General features: G+C 38.6%; 22 protein-coding genes. 5 read left to right on the forward strand and 17 right to left on the reverse strand.

Annotated elements, in window-relative coordinates:
* Nucleotides 1-51 precede the first annotated feature (51 nt).
* The 5 genes from H5120_RS06295 to H5120_RS06315 all read right to left on the reverse strand — a co-directional run bounded on the left by H5120_RS06295 (nucleotide 52) and on the right by H5120_RS06315 (nucleotide 6,746).
* Nucleotides 52-792: a bifunctional diguanylate cyclase/phosphodiesterase gene (locus H5120_RS06295; protein WP_182673889.1), complete on the reverse strand. Its 741-nt coding sequence runs from the start codon at nucleotides 790-792 to the stop codon at nucleotides 52-54.
* Between the two features lie 500 nt (nucleotides 793-1,292).
* Entirely contained in the window at nucleotides 1,293-1,583 is a 291-nt protein-coding gene (locus H5120_RS06300; RefSeq protein WP_182671308.1) for a hypothetical protein, read from the reverse strand.
* Between the two features lie 688 nt (nucleotides 1,584-2,271).
* Nucleotides 2,272-5,082, reverse strand: coding sequence for a PAS domain-containing hybrid sensor histidine kinase/response regulator (locus tag H5120_RS06305; RefSeq protein ID WP_182673890.1), 2,811 nt, complete (start codon nucleotides 5,080-5,082; stop codon nucleotides 2,272-2,274).
* A complete protein-coding gene (locus H5120_RS06310; protein ID WP_259397823.1) occupies nucleotides 5,075-5,689 on the reverse strand; it encodes an isochorismatase family cysteine hydrolase in 615 nt (204 codons plus the stop codon). Before H5120_RS06310 ends, H5120_RS06305 begins: the two co-directional genes overlap by 8 nt.
* Nucleotides 5,690-5,708: 19 nt before the next feature.
* Nucleotides 5,709-6,746 (reverse strand): response regulator, encoded by a 1,038-nt coding sequence (locus tag H5120_RS06315; protein WP_259397824.1) that lies wholly within the window; start codon nucleotides 6,744-6,746, stop codon nucleotides 5,709-5,711.
* Between the two features lie 258 nt (nucleotides 6,747-7,004).
* Here H5120_RS06315 and H5120_RS06320 point away from each other — a divergent pair, with 258 nt between their 5' ends.
* The 3 genes from H5120_RS06320 to H5120_RS20200 all read left to right on the forward strand — a co-directional run bounded on the left by H5120_RS06320 (nucleotide 7,005) and on the right by H5120_RS20200 (nucleotide 10,100).
* Nucleotides 7,005-7,268, forward strand: coding sequence for a GrxA family glutaredoxin (locus H5120_RS06320; protein WP_024595981.1), 264 nt, complete (start codon nucleotides 7,005-7,007; stop codon nucleotides 7,266-7,268).
* A 160-nt stretch (nucleotides 7,269-7,428) separates the two neighbouring features.
* Nucleotides 7,429-9,273 carry a DEAD/DEAH box helicase gene (locus H5120_RS06325; protein WP_024606656.1) on the forward strand — a complete coding sequence of 615 codons (1,845 nt, stop codon included), beginning with the start codon at nucleotides 7,429-7,431 and terminating at the stop codon, nucleotides 9,271-9,273.
* Nucleotides 9,274-9,785: 512 nt separating this feature from the next.
* The gene (locus tag H5120_RS20200; RefSeq protein WP_259397732.1) at nucleotides 9,786-10,100 is read left to right on the forward strand and encodes a hypothetical protein; all 315 of its coding nucleotides are present in this window, start codon (nucleotides 9,786-9,788) and stop codon (nucleotides 10,098-10,100) included.
* 76 nt (nucleotides 10,101-10,176) lie between these two features.
* Here H5120_RS20200 and H5120_RS06335 read toward each other — a convergent pair whose 3' ends face one another.
* From H5120_RS06335 to prmB, 9 genes are all read right to left on the reverse strand, one after another.
* On the reverse strand, nucleotides 10,177-11,730 hold the full coding sequence (locus H5120_RS06335; protein ID WP_182673891.1) for an AbgT family transporter: 1,554 nt from the start codon (nucleotides 11,728-11,730) through the stop codon (nucleotides 10,177-10,179).
* A gap of 143 nt (nucleotides 11,731-11,873) precedes the next feature.
* Nucleotides 11,874-12,149, reverse strand: coding sequence for a YfcL family protein (locus H5120_RS06340; protein ID WP_024596509.1), 276 nt, complete (start codon nucleotides 12,147-12,149; stop codon nucleotides 11,874-11,876).
* Nucleotides 12,146-13,309 (reverse strand): ATP-NAD kinase family protein, encoded by a 1,164-nt coding sequence (locus H5120_RS06345; protein ID WP_182673892.1) that lies wholly within the window; start codon nucleotides 13,307-13,309, stop codon nucleotides 12,146-12,148. Before H5120_RS06345 ends, H5120_RS06340 begins: the two co-directional genes overlap by 4 nt.
* Complete coding sequence (locus tag H5120_RS06350; RefSeq protein ID WP_182673893.1) at nucleotides 13,299-13,853, reverse strand: elongation factor P hydroxylase; 555 nt, start codon at nucleotides 13,851-13,853, stop codon at nucleotides 13,299-13,301. Before H5120_RS06350 ends, H5120_RS06345 begins: the two co-directional genes overlap by 11 nt.
* Before the next feature lie 118 nt (nucleotides 13,854-13,971).
* The gene (locus H5120_RS06355; protein WP_182673894.1) at nucleotides 13,972-14,433 is read right to left on the reverse strand and encodes a zinc-ribbon domain containing protein; all 462 of its coding nucleotides are present in this window, start codon (nucleotides 14,431-14,433) and stop codon (nucleotides 13,972-13,974) included.
* A 61-nt stretch (nucleotides 14,434-14,494) separates the two neighbouring features.
* Entirely contained in the window at nucleotides 14,495-15,142 is a 648-nt protein-coding gene (locus H5120_RS06360; RefSeq protein ID WP_182673895.1) for a glutathione S-transferase family protein, read from the reverse strand.
* 106 nt (nucleotides 15,143-15,248) lie between these two features.
* Nucleotides 15,249-15,626 (reverse strand): DUF4112 domain-containing protein, encoded by a 378-nt coding sequence (locus H5120_RS06365; protein ID WP_182673896.1) that lies wholly within the window; start codon nucleotides 15,624-15,626, stop codon nucleotides 15,249-15,251.
* 120 nt (nucleotides 15,627-15,746) lie between these two features.
* Nucleotides 15,747-16,844: a chorismate synthase gene (gene aroC, locus H5120_RS06370; protein WP_008138551.1), complete on the reverse strand. Its 1,098-nt coding sequence runs from the start codon at nucleotides 16,842-16,844 to the stop codon at nucleotides 15,747-15,749.
* A 64-nt stretch (nucleotides 16,845-16,908) separates the two neighbouring features.
* On the reverse strand, nucleotides 16,909-17,844 hold the full coding sequence (gene prmB / locus H5120_RS06375) for a 50S ribosomal protein L3 N(5)-glutamine methyltransferase (protein ID WP_182673897.1): 936 nt from the start codon (nucleotides 17,842-17,844) through the stop codon (nucleotides 16,909-16,911).
* A gap of 152 nt (nucleotides 17,845-17,996) precedes the next feature.
* Here prmB and smrB point away from each other — a divergent pair, with 152 nt between their 5' ends.
* Nucleotides 17,997-18,554: an endonuclease SmrB gene (gene smrB, locus H5120_RS06380; RefSeq protein WP_007377742.1), complete on the forward strand. Its 558-nt coding sequence runs from the start codon at nucleotides 17,997-17,999 to the stop codon at nucleotides 18,552-18,554.
* A gap of 27 nt (nucleotides 18,555-18,581) precedes the next feature.
* The gene (locus tag H5120_RS06385) at nucleotides 18,582-19,511 is read left to right on the forward strand and encodes an AEC family transporter (protein ID WP_182673898.1); all 930 of its coding nucleotides are present in this window, start codon (nucleotides 18,582-18,584) and stop codon (nucleotides 19,509-19,511) included.
* 1 nt (nucleotide 19,512) lies between these two features.
* On the opposite strand, the gene H5120_RS06390 is transcribed toward H5120_RS06385, so the two are convergent.
* The 3 genes from H5120_RS06390 to sixA are packed head-to-tail and all read right to left on the reverse strand — an operon-like array spanning nucleotide 19,513 to nucleotide 21,106.
* Nucleotides 19,513-20,250 carry an SDR family oxidoreductase gene (locus H5120_RS06390; protein ID WP_182673899.1) on the reverse strand — a complete coding sequence of 246 codons (738 nt, stop codon included), beginning with the start codon at nucleotides 20,248-20,250 and terminating at the stop codon, nucleotides 19,513-19,515.
* An 8-nt stretch (nucleotides 20,251-20,258) separates the two neighbouring features.
* Nucleotides 20,259-20,612 carry a RidA family protein gene (locus H5120_RS06395; protein ID WP_002962161.1) on the reverse strand — a complete coding sequence of 118 codons (354 nt, stop codon included), beginning with the start codon at nucleotides 20,610-20,612 and terminating at the stop codon, nucleotides 20,259-20,261.
* Between the two features lie 23 nt (nucleotides 20,613-20,635).
* Nucleotides 20,636-21,106, reverse strand: a complete 471-nt coding sequence (sixA, locus tag H5120_RS06400) for a phosphohistidine phosphatase SixA (RefSeq protein ID WP_024593905.1) — start codon at nucleotides 21,104-21,106, stop codon at nucleotides 20,636-20,638.
* Nucleotides 21,107-21,294 lie beyond the last annotated feature (188 nt).

Raw genomic sequence — 21,294 nt, forward strand, 5'->3', positions numbered from 1 at the left:
TTAAGAGTAATTTGTTTTTTGCATTTTGCAAATCAAAATGAATATAAACATTTACAAAGTCCAAGTACCAATACTTTTAGTTAACGTTTGCGGCTTATCTAGCAAGTACCCCTGAGCTATATCGCAACCAAGTTGTTCTAATATTTGTAATTGCTCATTCTCTTCAATACCCTCTGCTACCGTTTGTAAACCCAATCGTTGAGCCATCGCAATAATTGCGCTACATAACGTAAAGTCTTCATTATTAGTTGCAATACCACTTACAAAACTGCGATCAATTTTTAAACCATCAATATCAAATTGACGAAGTAAACCTAAAGAGGCATACCCAGTGCCAAAATCATCAATCCACACCTTTACGCCTTCTTTATGGAAGTTTTCAAACGCCTTAGCTATTTTATCAGGACTATGAATGAGCGCTGTTTCCGTTAATTCGACTTTAATAGCCTGTGGTGGTATTTGGTGCTTTTCTAGCAAAGACATTACTTTTGAAAACACATCACCATCTAAGATTTGTAACGGTGAAATATTTAATGAAACAGCAATATCTGTCATACCAAACTGCCGCATATGCTTTAAATCAGACAAGCATTGCTCAAAAATCCAGTCACCTAATTCTAAAATCATTCCCGATTGCTCTACATGAGGGATAAACTCATCAGGGCCAACAATGCCAAAGCGCGGTGATTGGCACCTTACTAGCGACTCAAAGCCGACCAGCTTTCCAGATCCCAATGATACAAGCGGTTGATAAACCATTTTAAAATAATTATTTTGCATTGAATCAGACATGATCCTCTCTAACTCATGCCATCTTGCTAGATTGACTGGTTTTTCCGATTCTAGGTATTTAAACGCACTCATGATTTTGCCCCGGTTTCACTCTTAGTGACTTATTATATTAAAGAGCAATTTACAGGCCATTTTAAATACAAAAAAACAGAAATAAAAACCAATATATTCAGGTAGTTAAATTAGAAGATTAAATGGATTTACTTCTCCCATTTCATTCGCATTTTGCAATTCAGTTTGCAATGCAGCTAAATTGGCAAGTGAGCGCTTAATCGAGCTTATAAAACACAGATAAGCCAGTTAATAGATACTGACCAAAGCTAATATTAGCAATTGTATATGAGAAAAGAGAAAGTTTTGATAAAACCCTGTTTAGGTTAAGCACCATCTAAATTTAAGAGAATATAAATAATTTTATGGGGAGGGATTAAAAAGTTAAATTGGTGGTAGGAACATAAAAAAACGCAGGCAACTATAAATAGTTACCTGCGCAAAAGTCTCTAGTTTGGAAGAGTGTCGTTATTTTCGTTTTTAGAAGAAGTTACATGTTGTGCATAGTTGGTATTTTGCGAGTCAAACGTATTACTCATCAACTGAGCGTTTTCAACATCAGCTTGTGTAAAAGTAATTGGCTGAATATCTGCCAGCGGTTCAATCGAATCGCTACCTCGTAAAACTGTTATACCTATTACTAAAGTGGCAACAAGCAAAATTGACAAAACCATAATTTCAGGTGTTAGTACCCAATTGTTACCTTTAGGCTGTTGTTTGGCTTTTGTGTTTGTTTGCATATTGCACCCCTTAAAAATTTAACTAAATTCGTCTTGATTTGATATTTAATATATTGCGAAAGTCGTGCCAACCAGATAACAACTTTACAAAAAAGTAAAAACCTTACAAAATCATGTCGTTAAAATAAATTAAAGGTATGATTGAGTATTTAAATAAAGTTCATAACATTTTATTTTTATTTTGAATTGCAATTTGCGAATCAAATTAAAAAAACACACACTAAAAACACTCATTAATTACTAAAAAATAAATTTAACTTACCCCTAAAATACTAGGTTAATTTCTCCGTTTATCAAGTTTTATGCAACACAAACCCACTTTTTATATTGTCTGTTGATCTTTGCGGATTAAAATTCGTTCAAACTACAGGCGGTTTAATCCCGGCGCGAGGTTTATAACCCAGCGGGTTCTGTAACAGCTCCTGCGTTACCCTACTAACTTACATCGATGTAAGACCGAGCGAAGCTTCTGCGTCCTGCTCACGCCCCTTACCTACATCCATGTTGGCAACAAAGAGTAAATAGCCCCTAGGAAGATCCCTTTGGGCAGCGCCTGTTTGGCATTAATGCTACGTTATCGCCCATTTATGGAAAATAACCACACTGCATAGGCTCAACTTTGCCTAAATACCAAACACACTGCTACAAATTTAACCCTAAACGTTTAACAAACCCTAGCCTTCATTGCTCAACTCAGCTTTTCCCAAACTTGCGCTAAACGAGAGAGCTTTAAATGTTTAGATTCAATAACCTGCTCTGGGGCATATTTATCAAGTAATAAATAAAGTGTCTTACTTACAATTGGCTTAGCTAAATAGTCATTCATCCCCGCGTCTATAAATCGCTCTTTATCACCATGAATCGCATTTGCAGTGAGTGCTATTATGGGGGTGGCTATACCTAACTTTCTGATTGCTTTAGTTGCAGAAATCCCATCGAGTATTGGCATTTGGATATCCATAAAAATAATATCAATTTCATCGTTTTGCGCCTTTATTATTGCCTCTTGACCATCACTAACAATATATACACGGCAACCTTTTTGTTCTAAAAACTGCCGAATTACAATTTGATTATTCGTATTATCTTCAGCAACCAATACATTGGTTCCGCTTAACTGAGTTAACCCTAAGGGGCTTTCTAAAGTTTCTTTTTGCTCACGATTGGTAAATATAATATCCAAATGAAACAACTGCTCTTCTAATAAACTAATTGCCCGTAGTACATGGGATACTTTATAAGGGCCATTTAACCTGAGCTCTCTGTCGTTAATATTTTGCGGTAATAAGCTTTTACCTAGCAAATCTAGGATGAGTAAACACGGTGAATTAAGGGAGTTGTATGTATTTATACGCTCGCGTGTTTGGGCTAACATTTGAGGATCAGTTAGTACAATTGCATCAGGAAAACTATCGTACTTGGGTATATCTGGGCATACTTCGTAGTGTTCAAAAGTGATAGAAAACCGAGTGAGCGTATGCTCCAAGGCTGTTTTTAGAATTTCGTGATTTCCTACTATCCATACTTTTGGCTTTTTACTTCGTGCTGCAAACCCTTCTCTTAAAATTGAGTCAGTTGTGTCTATTTGCAGCGGGTAATTAACTACAAACTCGCTTCCTTTATTAAACTCAGAACTAACCGAAATATCTCCACCTACTACATCACAAATTTGCCTACATATCGCAAGCCCTAAGCCACTCCCACCATGCTTTCGAGTAATTGAATTATCGGATTGAATAAAAGGCATAAACATACTGTCAATTTTATTTTTTGCAATTCCCATACCCGTGTCTTTTACAGATATATAAAGGTTTAAATTATTACCTTCAATATGAGTGCACTTAACAGTAACCGTTATTACACCATGTTGAGTGAACTTAATCGCATTGGCTAATAAATTTATGACTATTTGTCTTATACGGGCATGATCACCAATTACTTGAGCTGGTACATCAGGATAAAAATCAAAAATAACCTCAAGCCCTTTTTGTAAAGCGCTTTGGGAAATTATATCTATTGCCTCTTCAATACACGTATCAATACTAAATGGCTGATTATTTAGTGTTATGGCTTGTGCTTCAAAACGTGAGTACGTTAATACATCGTCCAATACACTTAATAGCGCGTCAGAACTTGTTTTAATCATTTGTGTATAGCGCATTTGTTCAGAAGTTAAACCGGTATGATGCAAAATATCTGCAGATCCAATCACAGCATTTAATGGCGTGCGAATTTCATGGCTAATATTTGCCATGAATCGGCTTTTTGACTCCGCTAGGGTTTCTGCCTGATGTTTAGCTTCAAGTAATATTTGCTCGCTTTCAATACGCTCTTGTATATCCACAAGTGTCGCAGCAATTGATGATAAATCACTTTCGTAGCCACCAACAATTGGAGTAAGTGTAATTTCGACCCAGTTATTTATACCTTGTGCATTAATTAAACGTATATCAAAGCGACGTATATCACGCTTACCTTGTTTATAATCAAGTAAAGTGCTACTAATTTTTTCTACATCTTCTTTTGCTATAAACTTAATTATAGGTAAGCCAAGGCTCTCATCTACCCTGCTGTGTAGCACTCGCTGCCATGCTTGATTTATAAATAATAGATTGCCAAATGTATCAAGGCGTAAAACAATATCAGGGATATTATCAACGACAGAGTGATAATTATATTCTATCTCTGCCATTGCTTGTTCGGCTTTAACTCGCTGCGTAATATTAGTTTCTATAGCGATAAAGTGCTTTACTTGGCCTTCATCATCTCGCACTGGGTTTGCATCAATAGCAACCCAATAAATATTACCGTTTTTATCGTAATTTGTAGTTTCAACTTGAAAAGGAAGTCCATTTTTTACGGCATGAGACATGACCTTACGGCTTTTTTCACATGTTTTTGGCCCTTGCAGTAAATGACCAGGACTGGTGCCTATAACCTCATCACAGGTGTAACCTGTAAGTACTTCAAAACTATTGTTAACCCACTCAATTACGCCAAATTTATCTGTAATTATTACTAAGTTATTTGTATGACTCGCAACAAGCGATAAGCGCTTTACATATTTTTGCTGTTGCGTTAGTAAAAATTGAGAATCTTTATGGCGTTGAATGTCATAGAGTGAACCTATAAAACCGCTTTTTTCATCATAAACTAGCCTCAACTCAAACCAGTTTAAGAGTCCATGACTATTTTTTATTTGTATTTCTACACTAGGAGTCTGCTTTCCTTCAAGCAAACAACAACTGTATGCAACAAAATGCACAATATCATCGCAATTCATTAACTTAGTGATATTAGAACCAATTAATGAATCGCTTGAGTAACCTAGTTTCTTCTCCCATGCTTCGTTAATATAGGTAAGATTTAAATGTTTATCACACTCAAAAATACATTCATCTAAAATAGCTAATAGCTTTGCTTGACGTCGATTACTATTGGAGAGCTTTTCGACCAATGCATATTGGATTTGCACTTGTAGTTCATCGTTGTTATCCATGCTCTCTCCAATGCTTAATAAAAGTTTTACTATCACAAACTCGCGCATAAAGAGGAAAAACCTCTTCACAGTAAAAAGTTTGTTCAAAAGGAGTGCGACTCGATGTGCAGTCACTTAAAATAGTGACGTTAAAACCAAGTTCAACAGCCGTACGCGCAGTTGAGTCAATACAAATAGAAGTCACCGTACCGGCTAAAATTACATTAGTGACACCATGTTCTTTGAGCTTTTGCGCTAGAGCAGTATGTGTAAAAGCATTTAAACCTCTTTTCCCAGGCACCACTTCTATAACATTGCTAAAAAAATCTAGCTGCTCAATGGTTTGAGCGCCGTACGAACCTGCTTTAAATGCGCCCACATCAGCAATAGCTTTTAATATGCCAATCGGATTTTTAAGCTCACTGTAGTTTTGTGTAAAATGAATGGGTGTATTAACAACTAACGCAAATTGCTCTGCACAGGCGGTCAATAAAGAGAGTGTATTTTCTACCACGCCAGTAATTCTTGACGACTCTTCAACCACGCCATACAAAATACCTTTCGGTGAAAAGTAATCATTTTGAAAACCAATCAAAATAAGCGCTGTTTTAGAAAAGTCATGCATCATTGCCACCTTATTAACCAATTTAAGACGCTAATTGCCAAGGTTTAATAAACTTTTCGAGCACTGCTTTGGTCACTGGTTTTTGTAAATAGTGCGTAATACCTTTTTCAAATAACTCAGCTATCTGCTCATCCCCTGTTAGTCCCGTTAAAATAACTTTGGGTGTATCATTATTAGGGGTATTTTGACGCACCAATTGCTGTGCTACGTCACTGCCAAACATTCCTGGCATGCGCTCATCTAAGAGCAGTAAATCAAATGGTTCATTTTGAGCAAGCGTTAAAGCACTAGCGCCATTTTCTGCACACGTTACTAAGCAGCCCAGCATTTCGAGCATCACTTTTGTTGCAATTTGGCTTGGTAAGCTATCATCCGCCACTAATACAGATAAACGTGTTTGCGTATGAAATGTTGTTAAAATAGCAATGAGGTCAGTATCAAAAAATGGCCAACCTAATATTTTTTTAGATAGTTTATTCTCTTGGCTCAGCTCACTAATGTCGCTAATAGTGCATAACTTTATGTGTCTATTTATGCTGTCACCATTTAGTTTATCAGTTAGCGCGTCACCACTAAGGTGACGTAAATCCTCAATCTGTACCGTTTCCTTAAAAATGCTATTGAATAATTTAAAATTTAAGCCAAAGCGCTCATGGGTATTATCCGATGTTATTAAACAACTTTTAAATAACGCCTCACAATCAGTTAGAACGTCTATATTTTGGCTAATATCAAGTGCCAAACTAACAGACTCTTTTGTTGCTAAAAGCCCATGAAAATCCAGCGTTCTTACTTGCTCAGAATCATCAATCTGGTAATGAAGACTAACCCCTTGTATATTTGCTTCTAGGTTAAGTAAAAAGCTCTGCTTAACAGATGCTAGCGCTGGAATCAGAAATTCCTCGCATTGCGCAATCATTTGCTCAAAAGGAATTTGCAAACAAACGTAGTTACATTGCAACTTATTAATTAAAGTAACTGAAAAATTTCGATTTTGGGTTTCACAATATTTACCGATTACCCCTTGGATAATTTCTAACACGTGACTATTAATATTCATAAAGTATTCTCGTTAACCCAATGTATACCTCTTAATCATCAAGTTATGTGCCACAAATTAATTCTTGTAAACACACTTGCATTCATATACTTAAGTATTAGACAGACAGCGCTTTAGTTTCTCATTCGCATTTTGCAAATCATATTGCTGTGCAATATATGATTTATGGTTTTTATTAGAATGGTGTAATCGATTTTTTTTGCTTTAAATAATTTTTCAATCATTTAAACTGATTTTAATCAAATTGAGGAGAAAGCTATGTTAACTGTAATTTTTGGCCGTGAAGGTTGTCCATATTGTGTTCGTGCAAAAGATGTTGCGGAGCAACTATCAAATGAACGTGATGACTTTAAATTTCGTTACATCGATATAATTAAAGAAGGCATTAGTAAGGCCGATCTTGAAAAGTCAGCTGGTAAACCTTGCCCTACCGTTCCACAAATTTTTGTGGATCAAAATCACATCGGTGGATTTACAGAATTTGAAGCTTACGCAAAAGAAAACCTAGGCTTGTACAAATAAGCGTTGTATTAAATATGTTAACCAGTTTAATAAACCCCAAATTAAACTGGTTAAATTTCGACCAACATCAAACACATAGAAATTAGTTTCAATTTATACAAGCATTTGCCTCGCGAATCCTATATAATGCGCGCCTCTTTAAATTCGTTGAGGCGTATTAATGTCAGAACCAGTCACGTTTGAATCTCTAAATCTTTCTCCTGCAATTTTGAAGGCAGTTGAAGAGTTGGGTTACAAGACACCATCTGAAATCCAAGCTCAATGTATACCGTTATTGCTAGAAAGAAAGGACGTACTGGGACTAGCTCAAACGGGTACAGGTAAAACCGCAGCATTTGCACTGCCATTACTAAATAATATTGACCCGTCTGTGAAACAGCCACAGATCCTTGTACTCACACCAACACGTGAGCTTGCGATCCAAGTTGCTGAGGCATTCGAACAATATGCTAAACATGTTCGTGGTATTGAAGTATTGGCACTCTATGGTGGCCAAAGCTACAGTATCCAATTAAGCGCACTTCGTCGTGGCGCTCAGGTTATTGTTGCAACTCCAGGTCGTTTAATCGATCACATTAACCGTGGCACTATCAAGTTTGATGCTCTACAAGCACTTGTACTTGATGAAGCCGATGAAATGTTACGTATGGGCTTTATCGATGATGTAGAAAGCATCATGGAAAAAACACCGCGCGAAAAGCAAACATGTCTTTTCTCTGCGACTATGCCTAAGCAAATTCAAAACATCAGCAGCAAGTATATGAACAATCCTGAACAGGTTCATATTTCTGCGCGTAACTCTACAGTATCATCTGTTGAGCAAGTGTTTTGGAATGCAAGCGTACATAAAAATAAAGCAATTGTTCGCTTCTTAGAAGCTGAGCAATATGAAGGTGCTATTGTTTTCGTACGTACGCGTAACGATACAGTACAACTTGCTGAGTTATTAGAGCGCGAAGGTTTCTCTGCTGCTCCACTTAACGGTGACATGAACCAGCAAGCACGTGAGCGCACTGTAGATCGCTTAAAAAGTGGCATGCTAAACATTGTTATTGCAACAGATGTAGCGGCACGTGGTCTAGATGTTGACCGTTTAAGCTTAGTTATCAACTACGATATCCCACAAGATTCTGAAGCCTACGTTCACCGTATCGGCCGTACAGGTCGTGCTGGTCGTACTGGTAAAGCAATCTTATTCGTAAAACATAACGAACGTTATTTACTTAAAAATATCATTCGTCATACGAAGTCTGAAATTGCTCAAGTTGAATTACCTACAGCAAAAATTGTTGAAGAAAAACGTATCGAAGCGTTACAAGCAAAATTAACTATTGCGCTTGAAAACAAAGACATCACGTTCTTCAATGAAGTAGCTACTAACATGGCTGAAAAACTTGATCTTCCTCTTGAAAGCTTAGCGGGTGCGTTACTGTGTTTAGCACAGCAACAGTCGCCAATTAAAGTTGAAGAAGTTAAGATTCAACCTCGTGAACGTAACGAGCGTAACGACCGCAATTCACGCAACGATCGTGGTGACCGTGGACGTCGTAACGAACGTGGCGGCGAACGTGGTGGTGAACGCGCTGAGCGTAAACCTCGCGAACGTAACAGCCGTGATGCAGGTCCTATGGATACTTACCGTATCGAAGTAGGTCGTGAACATGGTGTTCAGGTTAAAAATATTGTTGGCGCTATCGCTAACGAAGCTGACATCTCAAGCAAGTTTATTGGTGACATTCGTCTACACGACAATCACAGCACGGTTCAATTACCGCAAAACATGCCTAAAGATGTACTTGATCACTTCCAAAAAGTGTTTATTTGTAAACGCCCTATGGGCTTAACAATTACAACTGATCAAGGCCCTGCTGAACCACGTGGCGAACGCTCTGAGCGTCCAGCTGGTGATAAGAAACGCAGCTTTAATAAAGATGACGGCGCACGCGGTGATAAGCGCAGCGGTCCTCGTAAAGAACGTCGCCCTGTAAGCTTCACAGCTAAATAAGCAACGACTCTTTAATAAAAAAACCTTGCCACGAAAGTGACAAGGTTTTTTTGTTTTTAAGCTGCTGCTACAGTGAAAACAAAGTAAACTTTCGCGTCAATTCAATAGCGGCTTGAGATAGTTTTTTTATCCTGAGTTCGGGTTGCTTAATGCCTATAAATACATTTCTCTGATTTTTAAAATAACAAAAATTCTGTAAACTAGACAAAGGCTATAGTTCACGGACGAATTAAAAATTGAAAAAGATTTACGACAACTTGCTCCTTGTAGCAATAATACTCCCCATTTTATTATGCATCACTCTTCCTATTTTAATGGACTTTACAGATCCACCATTCATCTCAAATGAACTATACGACGTTGTTTTCTTTATAACCCTCCCTATTATCTGTTGTGCGCTATTTATCTATCTAAATATACTTATATTTAATGAATATAAACGCTGCAGTAAATATAGAGAATCACTTAAATACAATTTCTCAGATACTAAAATAAAATTAGCATCCATTTTCATGTACCCATTATCCCCTTTATTAATCTATGGAATACTCTATATTTTTATCTCTGATCCTATTAAATTATGGGCTTACTACACGCAAGGCGACTATTGGTATAAAGAATACATCCTGACCGATGTACAAGAGTGTGGCACTGAGTATGAAGATAGCTGTACTCGTTTATACTTCAAAGAGCCTAAAACGAATAAGATTCATGATTTTAGGTGGTATGACGATAAGTCTACAATAATGAACAATAAAAATGATCATGTGTATATTGTTGGAGAGGCCAGCTTATTTGGCTATATAGTGAGAGATTTAGAAAGGTAACTTAGACTTACTTTTACATTACAGAACTTTTATTTAAAAACCTCACTCAAGTGAGTGAGGTTCATAAAGGTTTAGGCTAAGGCAATGCTGGATAAATGTAGCTGGCATCAAGTCCTAGTGGAATACCAAGTGCCCAGTAACCTAATAAAAAGATACTCCAGCCAATCATAAAGGCGATTGAGTACGGCAGCATAATAGCAATTAAAGTGCCTATCCCGGTGCCTTTTACATACTTTTGACAGTACACCACCACTAATGGGAAGTATGGCATTAACGGTGTAATAATATTAGAGCTTGAGTCACCTACACGATAAGCGGCTTGAGTTAGGTCAGGCGAAATGCCAAGTTGCATTAACATCGGTACAAAAATAGGGCCAAGTAACGCCCATTTTGCTGAACTTGAACCTACAAACAAGTTAACAAAGCCAGTTAAAAAGATAATGCCTACAACCGTTACTGCACTTGGCAATTCCATTGCCTTTAATAACTGCGCACCTTCGATTGCGAGTAGTGCACCTAAATTTGATTTACTAAATGCAGCAATAAATAGCGAACAGAAAAATGCCATGACGATATAATATGCCATACCGCTCATTGCTTTACTCATGGCATCAATCGTATCTTTTGAAGTTTTAAAAGTGCCTACCGTAAAACCATATACAGTGCCTGGGATCCAAAAAAGTAAAAATATTAGTGGTACAATTGATTGCATTAAAGGAGAGCTAAAATTAGTAAGGGATCCGTCACTACTGCGCATTGCAGAATCGTCTGGAGCAGAAACAAATGCTAATAACGCAAGTCCTGCAATCATCACGGTACTGGCTATATAAAAGGCACGTTTTTCATCACTACGTGCATCTTCAAATACAGGTAAATCCTCTTTAGCACCATCAACCGCTGTTTTTTGTAAACGTGGTTCGATAATTTTATCGGTAATGTACCAGCCTAATGCCACAATAAATAAGCTAGATGCTGAAGCAAATGCCCAGTTATTTAACGGGTTAATTGCTATTGCAGGATTAATTATTTGCGCCGCACTTTGGGTAAAGCTTTGTAGTAATGGATCAATCCCTGATGGAATAAAGTTAGCCCCAAAACCACCACTGACTCCTGCAAATGCAGCTGCAATACCCGCAAGTGGATGGCGTCCTGCAGCATAAAATATAACACCAGCAAGTGGAATAACTAATACATAACCTGCGTCAGTAGCGGTATGGCTCACAATGGCCACTAAAATGATTGAAGGCGTTAATAGCTTTTTAGGAGTCACTTTAAGCATTAACTTAAGGCCGGTATTAATAAAGCCCGAATGCTCTGCAACACCGACACCTAACATAGCTACTAAAACAACACCTAAGGGAGCGAAGCCAGTAAAGGTTTTTACCATAGAGGATAAAAAGGTAGCGAGCGAATCACTTGCCAGCATATTATTAATAATAATCGCTTCACCGGTACGTGGGTCTATTGCATCAAAACTCACGCTTGAAAACCACCACGACAAAAACCAAATTAATAACATTGCAAATAGAAATATTACGGCTGGATCTGGAAGCTTATTTCCTACTCGCTCAACAAAGTTTAAAAAACGCGCTACAACCCCTGAAGGTAAAGCATCTTGATTATTATTCATTCTTATTGTTCCTAAAATTTATTTTAGTAACAATATCGCATAAAAACAAAACAGTAAATTAACATGAAAATCTACTTTAAAAGTTTTGGGCACAAAAAAACACGATAGTGATAAACACATCGTGTTTTTTGTAACACTTAGGGTTAAGCGAGGGCTTTAACTTCATCCCATAAGCGTGCAACTAATGCCTTGTCTTCTTCGTTAAGCTCGCCGTTGCGATATGCTTTAACTAAGCTTTGCTCTACAGTTTCGTTTAGCTCATCTATACTGATTGTCAGCTTTTCTACTTCGGCATAACCAACTGCAAGATCAAAATGACCTCGTAAATAGCCGCCTGCAAATAACTCATCGTCAGTTGCTTTTATTACTAAATCATCGAAGTACTGCTGGGCTGCATCGATATAGTTCACTAAACTCATTTATTAATCTCCTGGTTTTGCAAAGCACCCGTATTTTCAATGTTGTGGTGCCCTACTGCATACATAATATGGTCGTTAAATCCGGTGGTTACTTTAATATAACCGGTTAATTCATCATCTAATTCGCCATCGCCTGTATCACAAATAAGGGGGCGACCATTAAGCGCTTGTAGTTTTGTTTTTGTTGCTACTACAATAATGTTTTCTTTGCCAATTGCGCGTATAAGCACAGGACTCAATTGCTGGTTACCACGCCCAAATATATGCCCTTGCCCGCCAATGAGCGTAATGACTAACTTAGTACTTTGATCATGTGTAAGCTCAAGTAATTGCTTAGCCGTTAAATCTTGGGCAACTAAGGTTTGATCTTTTATTAAATCAACACCAAGTAACGTATTCTCAAGCCCCATTTCTTCCATTATGGCTTCAACAGTTGAGCCGCTACCCATAATATAAAATGTGTCTTCATCCATTTGAGATACAACATGCGCTGCAATGTCGGCAAGTACGAGTTCGTCGGTTTCTTTACCGCCATTTTTAACCGCTTGCATATAGCGCACTTCGCTAGGTGTTTGCATTTCGCCGTAACGTTTGGCTTTTACTGTGCCTTGCCTGAAAGCATCTTCATCTATATCCATTACATCTGCATCGGCTAAGGTAACTAACTCACCCTTAACCAGCATTTCAACTACGCGCCCTGCAGCCTTTGGCGTAATAGCGTAAACACCAGAATGAATTTTACAACCTGCAGGAATACCAAGTACGGGAATGGTATCCTCTATTACATGGCAAATATTACGCGCTGTACCATCGCCTCCAGCAAATAAAATTAAATCAACACCAAAGTCTTTAAGTACTTTTGCCGCTTGTTCTGTATCATCTGGGGTTGTTATTGCTGCAGTGTTATATACAACCTCTACATTAAAGCCCAAGGCTTTTGCTGTTTGCTCACCCATGTCACCGTTAACGGTGTAAATGGTTAAGCGCTCTTTATAAGGCAATAGCACCTCAAGCGCTGCTTTTGTGCGGCTATTTGCTTTGGGTTCTGCACCTAATTCGATTGCTTTAGCGGCTGTGTGTGCGCCATCACTACCTTTTAAAGCAACTGTTCCGCCTAAACCCGCTACTGGGTTTACAATTAAACCTAATTTAAACGCCATTACAAAGCTCCTTCGGATGTTGCCAATTAAATTGCTGCGCTGTTAATGGCCACTGTGTATTGTAAAAATCACATAGTGCTTTTAAAAGTGACTCTGTACGAGAGTTAAAGCCATTTTCGATTAACAATAATACACGTGCATGTACTCGCTGCTGAAAATCAAACCGACATGTTTGCTCGCCGTTTAAGTTATCCACCGACACATTAAAATTAAACCCTGCTGCGGTGCTTAATAACCACTCTATAGCTTGGGGCTTTACTTCTACCTTTTCAAACTCAGCTTGTTTTTGTTTGTCGCGCCCATCGGGGCAGTACCAATAACCGTAGTCTTCTTGTAAACGACGTGCATCGCCTGCTACTAGCCAATGTGCAATTTCATGCAGTGCACTCGCGTAAAAACCATGAGCGAATACAACTTGGTGATATGGCACCTGCTCTGTTGCTGGTAAATACACAGGCTCACAATCGCCTTTTATCAGTCGTGTATTGTGACTTTGATAAAAAGTGTGCTCAAAAATTGAAATTAGATCAGCTATTTGATGCATAAAAATTGATTAATTCGTCTCGGTTACAGCGCCATATTAGCGCACTAAAAACGAGACGAATTGTACGGGCTTTTACAACTAAAGTAAAAATAAGGCGGGATAGTAAAATATAAGCGGATTAATCTTTCACTTTATTGATATTTTTAATAATACCTAAACAGTAAAGCGTATTGGCAAGTTCTTTACGCTGTGTTTTTTCACTTGAGGTTTTATTGGCTAAGCTAGTTAACATATCGTACCGTTTACGTAGAGTTAGTATATATCTGGCATGCTTACGGCATTCAAAACAACGTGTACAGTGTGAATCAACCCAAAAATCAAGTACCTCAAACCAATATTGCTGCTCTTGAGCAAAAAAAATAAATGCCTTAGAGCAACTTTCGCACTTCTCTTCAATATCAACATAAAGTGCCCGAGGGTCAATGGCATAGTTTTGCTTTTTTATATCTGCCAATATTACCGTATCAGGGAAGTATTTAAGCCTCGAGTAACGCCAGTGCGCATTCTCTATCGTCTCTATTGTCACTGAGGTATTGGTAGTTATCGGTTTATTGCCATACCTTGGGTGATTTAGATACATGAGCTGCCTAGTTTAAACTTATGATTTTAAGGCATAGAACATGCCATATGAAAAACAATAATTATACAGGCGTTCCTGCTTCATCACACTCTACAATATCGGTTTCGGTTAATGCCTGAGTGATCCATACTTGTAATACTGGGCAACGCATAGCAAAGTCACAATATTGTTGCGCCTCTGGCGATAACGTAATTTGATATGTTTTTAAACGCAATACAATAGGTACGTACATAGCATCAGCAATACTAAAGTCACCAAAAAACCACTCATTTGGAAACACATCTTGTTGCTGTGCAAATATCTCGTCTATACGGGCTATGTCTTTTAATGCTTCGCTCGATAGGTCTACTTTACGGGTAGCTCTTATATTCATTGGCATTTCGCTGCGCAGCGCCATAAAGCCTGAATGCATTTCAGCGCTTAGCGCACGCGCTTTAGCTCTTTGGGTAATATATTTTGGCCATGCAGCGCCCGATAAGTAAGCATCGTTAATATATTCACAAATTGCTAATGAATCCCAAACCTGTAAATCACCATCGATTAACGCTGGAACTTTTTGCACAGCAAAGGTCTTTTTTAGTTCATTGTAAAAATCAGGGGTGTCGAGTACCAGCTGGGTTTCACTAAACTCAACATCAAACCTACTCATTAAATACCATGCGCGTAATGACCAGCTGGAGTAGTTTTTATTACCGATGAATAATTGCATATTGTAAATACCAAAGTGAATAGACGCTCCTACCTTACTAGGTGATTAAACAACCAACAACATTTTGTTTAAAGTCTCTTTGCTAACGGTTACTTAAAGCTATTAATTACTCACTTAACTGCTTGTTTAAATGTTTTTTTAATAGTTGTGTATTACGCGTGTTAGCTTTAAAAAACGCATCAAATATATCGCCAAAAAATGGCACTAAGCCGCCCACAAAATCTATGAGCATATTAATGATCATCTTAGTCTTTATACGTTTACTCACACCTAAGCGCTGCGCTTCTATAAGCACATAGCTTGATAAAATTAGCCCTGCAGCATCACCTATAACAGGGACTAAGCCAATCACAGCCTCCAAACCTATATTAAATTTAGTAAAAGGAATACCAATGCTGCTATCCGTTAACTTACTGAAACGTTCTAAGCGGGCTATTGCAGCTTGGGCTTTTATTTGTGAGTGTTCATTAATATTATCGTTCATGATTACTACCCTCCTTCTCGCAGTATATAGTGCTTATTTGAACAACTCCTGAAAGGCTCCTAACTAAATTACAGACATAAAAAAACGCGGTAATCCGCGTTTTTTTATAATTATAAATACTTACACAGAGCCATTAATTGGCCCATGTTCGTGGTTTACATGTGGATTTTGTCCGCGTTGACGCAGTAAGTGGTCCATTAAGGTAATGGCCATCATTGCCTCTGCAATCGGTATTGCACGAATACCTACACACGGGTCGTGACGACCTTTAGTGATCATCTCAACCGCTTCGTTGCTTGTATTAATGCTATTACCTGGAATAGTAATACTCGACGTTGGCTTAAGCGCAATAGAAGCAATAATATCTTGCCCTGTCGAAATACCCGCAAGTACGCCACCTGCATGATTTGATGTAAAACCTTCAGGGGTTAGTTCATCACGATGCTCAGAGCCTTTTTGCTCAACCACATCAAAGCCATCACCAATTTCAACGCCTTTAACTGCGTTAATACTCATTAATGAGTGCGCAAGTTCGGCGTCAAGGCGGTCAAATACTGGCTCTCCAAGACCAACAGGTACATTGCTTGCCACTACTTTTACTTTAGCGCCAACTGAGTCACCTTGCTTTTTAAGGTCACGCATATATTCGTCAAGCGCTTCGAGCTTACTTGCATCAGGGAAGAAAAATAAGTTATTTTCCACTTCATCCCAGTCAAACGTTTCGGCCTTAATAGGGCCAAGCTGACTTAAACATGCTTTAACTTCAATACCATGAAATTGCTTTAAGTATTTTTTAGCAATAGCACCTGCCGCTACGCGTATCGCGGTTTCGCGTGCAGATGAACGACCACCACCGCGATAATCACGCAAGCCGTACTTATGCCAATACGTGTAATCGCCATGACCTGGGCGAAATACATCTTTAATTTTGCCGTAATCTTGCGAGCGTTGATCGGTATTTTCAATCAATAAACCAATACTGGTACCTGTGGTTTTACCTTCAAAAACGCCTGCTAATATTTTTATTTGATCGCTTTCACGGCGCTGCGTTGTGTAACGGCTTTGGCCTGGTTTTCGGCGATCTAAATCAATTTGTAAGTCGGCCTCTGTGATTTCAAGACCCGCGGGAGTACCATCAACAACGCCGCCTAATGCAACGCCGTGGCTCTCACCAAAGGTGGACACTTTAAATAACTGCCCAATGCTATTACCTGCCATTAACTTTCCTCATTCCTAATGACTACCAATAGCCAAGCACTGGGCTTGGCTATTCATTTTTTACTTATTTTGCAAAATACTCATCTAGCTGCTTTTTGCTAATTACAAATACACCTAAGCCGCCTTGTTCAAATTCAATCCATTCAAACGGCGCGCCCGGATACAGTGCATCCATATGTACCATAGAGTTACCAACTTCTACAAATAACAAACCGTTATCAGTTAGATGTTCACTCGCTTCGCTCAATATAGTACGGGTTACATCTAAACCATCGTGGCCTGATGCAAGCCCAAGCTCTGGCTCATGATGAAATTCGCGTGGTAAGTCAGCCATATCTTCTGCATCAACATATGGTGGGTTTGCTACTATTAGGTCGTATTTTTGACCTGGTACACCGCTAAATACATCTGACTGAATCGGTAACACGCGATCACTCAACATGTAATCGTTAATGTTAATGTCTGTCACTTCAAGCGCTTCATACGATATATCTACCGCATCAACTTGTGCCTGCTCAAAAGCTTGCGCAAGTGCAATTGCGATACAACCCGAACCCGTACATAAATCTAATATACGGTTTACCGATTGTGGATCTTCAAGCCACGGCGTAAAACGGTTACTAATAAGCTCGGCAAATGGTGAGCGAGGTATAAGTACACGTTCATCCACATAAAACGGCATACCCGCAAACCATGCAATGTTTGTTAAGTAAGGGACTGGTGTGCAGTCGTTAATACGTTCTGCAATAAGACCCGCAAGTCGGTTTTTTTCTGTGCTTGTTAAACGCGCGTGCATTAATTCTTTTGGCGCATCAACAGGCAAGCTAAGCGCAGGCAGTAATAAGCTTACAGCTTCATCCCATGCGTTATCTGTACCGTGTCCAAAAAATATACTACTACTTGCAAATTGGCTTGTAGTCCAACGTAACCAGTCATGTAAAGTTGACAGTTCTGCAACGGCTTCTTCGAGTGTTGCTTCTTCTATTTGTAAATCGCTCATATATTTTTACCTGTATTAGCTTACTGACTGTTTTGAGTCTTTAAGACGATTGCATTGCCTATCTGCGCTGGGCAAATTACAATTGCCCCTCATTTAAGTATTGTACCGCCTTTTGCGCTGCGTTTTTACGTTTTTTTGTTTAGGTAATAGTTATGAAAAAAGACACTCCATCACATTCGTCCCTAAGCAATGACGACATAAGCTTATTTCGTCAAACGATCACAGGCGCCAAAGTATTTAAACAAGATACTCATCGTTTTGATACAAAGCCTAAGGTGTCACAAGCTAAGCAATTTGCCCAGCAAAAAAAGCAGGCTCAATCTGAATTTTTCTTCTCAGACGTTTATATTCCCGATATAGACACCCACGGTACGGTTAAATATGTAAAACCTGGCCAAGATACTTTCCTAGCTAAACAGCTTCGCCGTGGTGACTTTGCACCCGATTTGACGCTAGATTTACACGGCTTAAATAAAGAACTTGCTAAAGACGAACTCGCTGGGCTCATTCACGAATGTAAAAAGCAGCATTATTATTGTGCATGTGTAGTGCATGGTATTGGTGGCGGCGTACTAAAGCACAAAGTGCCTCAGTATTTAGTACAGCACCCTGACGTAATAGCGATGCACCAAGCCCCTCTCGAATATGGTGGAAGAGGCGCTGTACTTATTTTAATTAATTTACCGCAAAGTGATGAATTTAGACGCTAACTTTAGCCATTACTAGGATGTAACTACGTGCATATTTTTTCAATTATTTTTCCGCTCATTTTTATTGTTGCGCTTGGTTATAGCTGTTGCCGATTAAAATTTTTCGAAAAGCAGCATATCGCAGGCCTGAGTAAGTTTACTTTTTATATTAGTTTGCCTGCTTTTTTATTATTAAATATGTCGCAAATTAACTTACAGCAAAGCATTAGCCTTTTTGCATTTTTGAGCTTTTACATACCTGTTCTGAGTGTATTTGGGGTGGGTATTTTAATTGACCGCTTTTATTTAAGTAAAAAACATTTAAAAAATTACCAACAACACGGTGTCTTTGGACTTGCTTCTAGCTATTCAAATATGGTGTTAGTGGGTATTCCTATTGTTATTGCCTCGCTTGGCAAAGAGATGATAGCCATTGCATTTATGATCATTACTTTTCATAGCACATTGTTATTTGCACTTACTTTTTTAATAGGCGCTAAAGGTAGTAGCGATAAATTTTCGTGGTCGCACTTTGGAAAAAGTATGGTGTTAAACCCAATAGTACTAAGTATTGGGTGCGGGCTTATATTAAACATATTAGGAGTTACACTGTTTACCGACTTAGCAAATAGTTTGGAGCTATTAGCTAAACCAGCAATTGCCTGTGCGCTATTTGTACTTGGTGCAAATTTAGCTTTTTATAAAATAGCTGCAAATTGGCAACCGGCGTTAATAGCATCAATTTTAAAAATATTTTTATTGCCTGCGCTAGTTTTATTGGTAGGCACCTATGTATTTAAGCTAGGCACGCAAATACTTAATGTATTGGTACTTTTAAGTGCGTCCCCTGTTGGCGTAAATGCTTATCTTATTGCGACTCAAATAAAGCAGCATGAAGCCACGCTTGCTGGGGCTGTCGTACTTTCTACTATCTTAAGTGTTATTAGCTTTACGTTTTGGCTAGCTTTATTACTTTAGCTTACAAACCGCCGGCTACATCAACAAAGCTACCCGTTGTAAAAGAAGCGTGCTCTGAAGCTAAAAAGTAAATTGCTGCAGCAACCTCTTCGGGTGTACCGCCTCTGCCAAGGGGTAGTTTACTTTTAAGACGATCGACTCGATTTTCTTCACCGCCATCGCTATGCATATCAGTGTAAATAAGCCCAGGTCTAACCGAGTTAACTCGAATACCTTTACTTGCCACCTCTTTTGCAAAGCCAATAGTAAATGTGTCCATTGCACCTTTAGATGCTGCATAATCAATGTACTCATTAGGAGAGCCCGTTTTAGCGGCCCCCGATGAAACATTAACAATACTACCGCCATTTCTCATTCGCTTTATTGCCTCTCGGCTACATAAAAAAGCACTGGTAATATTTGTAGTCAAAACTTCGTTTATGCGCTCAGCACTCATTTCTAACAAAGGCATTTGTGGTTTTAAAATACCGGCGTTATTTATTAGTACATCAAGTTGGCTAAATTCTTTATCAATAAAATCAAACAAAGCCAAAACATCTGCCTCTTTCGATACATCTGCTTTTATAACTTGAGCTCTAACGCCAAAGCTTCTTACTTGATCGGCTACTAGCTTCGCACTAGCTAAATCAGCTTTATAATTAATGCAAACATCATAACCATGCTTTGCAAAATATAGTGCGGTAGCTGCGCCAATACCTCGGCTAGAGCCTGTGATAAGTACAACGGGGGAGCGATTCATTAAAGCTATTATTCTTTTAAAGCTGCAACTACTGAAATTTCAACAAGTAGTGCATCACGTGCCATTTTAGCTTCCACGCATGCCCGTGCAGGTGCATAACCCTCGGGTACCCATGCATCCCATACTGCATTCATATCTGCAAAGTATTCCATGCTCTTTACATAAATAGTCGCGCTAAGCATATGTTCTTTTGAACTCCCTGCTTCATCAAGCAGCGCCTCTACTTTATCAAGCATAGTTTGAGTTTGCTCTTTAATACCTTTTTGCGCGTCGGCGCATACCTGCCCACATAAATACACAGTGCCATTATGTTTTACTATGCGGCTCATGCGCGCACCTGTTTGTAAGCGTTCTATCGTCATATTACTTTTCTCAATTATTTATATTAAAGGTTTTCTGGGGCATTTATACTTATATAACTACTACGCTGGGTTTGCTCATCATAACTAATAACAGCAACAGCACCTGTATTAAAAATTGGCATATTACCAGGGCTTAATTGGTCCACTAAATAACTTACAATAGGCATGTGTGCCACTATAAGCCATGTGTTGCATTGGGGATGAGTAGCAATAAGCGTTTCAAGATAGTCAGCAGCAATTTGAGGTTTGCCTTCGGGGATAATATCGGATGTGGTTTCGCTAAATTTAAATACGTTATTTTTAGCCACACCTGCAGCTGTTTGCTGTGCACGAATGTAAGGACTAACTAACAGTGCATCAGGGCAATGTGCTTTACTGAGCCAAAGGCCCATTTTTTCAGCTTCATCGTGCCCTGCTTGGGTTAAATTTCTACCTGCATCATCAGCCTGCATGGGTGTTGCTTCGCCGTGGCGCATTATTAGGATTGTTTTCATAAAAAATCAACCGATTAAAGAATATAAAACAGTAGCCAGTTTGCCCATTTGTCAGCTATATTAACAACATAAATCTATTTATTTCTAAATAATTCTTTCATGAGATTCAGGTAAATCTTTAAGCTGTATTTCGCTTTCCTGAAGCCATCATCTGTTGTTAACAAGTAAACGTTTAGTTTCAGGAGCAT

This window comes from Pseudoalteromonas sp. SR43-2, assembly GCF_014163885.1.
Classification (GTDB): Bacteria; Pseudomonadota; Gammaproteobacteria; order Enterobacterales; family Alteromonadaceae; genus Pseudoalteromonas; species Pseudoalteromonas distincta.

Coding starts and splice junctions, on each gene's coding strand:
- H5120_RS06295 (WP_182673889.1), bottom strand. CDS start 792: ATGTCTGATTCAATGCAAAATAATTATTTTAAAATGGTTTATCAACCG.
- H5120_RS06300 (WP_182671308.1), bottom strand. CDS start 1,583: ATGCAAACAAACACAAAAGCCAAACAACAGCCTAAAGGTAACAATTGG.
- H5120_RS06305 (WP_182673890.1), bottom strand. CDS start 5,082: ATGGATAACAACGATGAACTACAAGTGCAAATCCAATATGCATTGGTC.
- H5120_RS06310 (WP_259397823.1), bottom strand. CDS start 5,689: ATGATGCATGACTTTTCTAAAACAGCGCTTATTTTGATTGGTTTTCAA.
- H5120_RS06315 (WP_259397824.1), bottom strand. CDS start 6,746: ATGAATATTAATAGTCACGTGTTAGAAATTATCCAAGGGGTAATCGGT.
- H5120_RS06320 (WP_024595981.1), top strand. CDS start 7,005: ATGTTAACTGTAATTTTTGGCCGTGAAGGTTGTCCATATTGTGTTCGT.
- H5120_RS06325 (WP_024606656.1), top strand. CDS start 7,429: ATGTCAGAACCAGTCACGTTTGAATCTCTAAATCTTTCTCCTGCAATT.
- H5120_RS20200 (WP_259397732.1), top strand. CDS start 9,786: ATGTACCCATTATCCCCTTTATTAATCTATGGAATACTCTATATTTTT.
- H5120_RS06335 (WP_182673891.1), bottom strand. CDS start 11,730: ATGAATAATAATCAAGATGCTTTACCTTCAGGGGTTGTAGCGCGTTTT.
- H5120_RS06340 (WP_024596509.1), bottom strand. CDS start 12,149: ATGAGTTTAGTGAACTATATCGATGCAGCCCAGCAGTACTTCGATGAT.
- H5120_RS06345 (WP_182673892.1), bottom strand. CDS start 13,309: ATGGCGTTTAAATTAGGTTTAATTGTAAACCCAGTAGCGGGTTTAGGC.
- H5120_RS06350 (WP_182673893.1), bottom strand. CDS start 13,853: ATGCATCAAATAGCTGATCTAATTTCAATTTTTGAGCACACTTTTTAT.
- H5120_RS06355 (WP_182673894.1), bottom strand. CDS start 14,433: ATGTATCTAAATCACCCAAGGTATGGCAATAAACCGATAACTACCAAT.
- H5120_RS06360 (WP_182673895.1), bottom strand. CDS start 15,142: ATGCAATTATTCATCGGTAATAAAAACTACTCCAGCTGGTCATTACGC.
- H5120_RS06365 (WP_182673896.1), bottom strand. CDS start 15,626: ATGAACGATAATATTAATGAACACTCACAAATAAAAGCCCAAGCTGCA.
- aroC (WP_008138551.1), bottom strand. CDS start 16,844: ATGGCAGGTAATAGCATTGGGCAGTTATTTAAAGTGTCCACCTTTGGT.
- prmB (WP_182673897.1), bottom strand. CDS start 17,844: ATGAGCGATTTACAAATAGAAGAAGCAACACTCGAAGAAGCCGTTGCA.
- smrB (WP_007377742.1), top strand. CDS start 17,997: ATGAAAAAAGACACTCCATCACATTCGTCCCTAAGCAATGACGACATA.
- H5120_RS06390 (WP_182673899.1), bottom strand. CDS start 20,250: ATGAATCGCTCCCCCGTTGTACTTATCACAGGCTCTAGCCGAGGTATT.
- H5120_RS06395 (WP_002962161.1), bottom strand. CDS start 20,612: ATGACGATAGAACGCTTACAAACAGGTGCGCGCATGAGCCGCATAGTA.
- sixA (WP_024593905.1), bottom strand. CDS start 21,106: ATGAAAACAATCCTAATAATGCGCCACGGCGAAGCAACACCCATGCAG.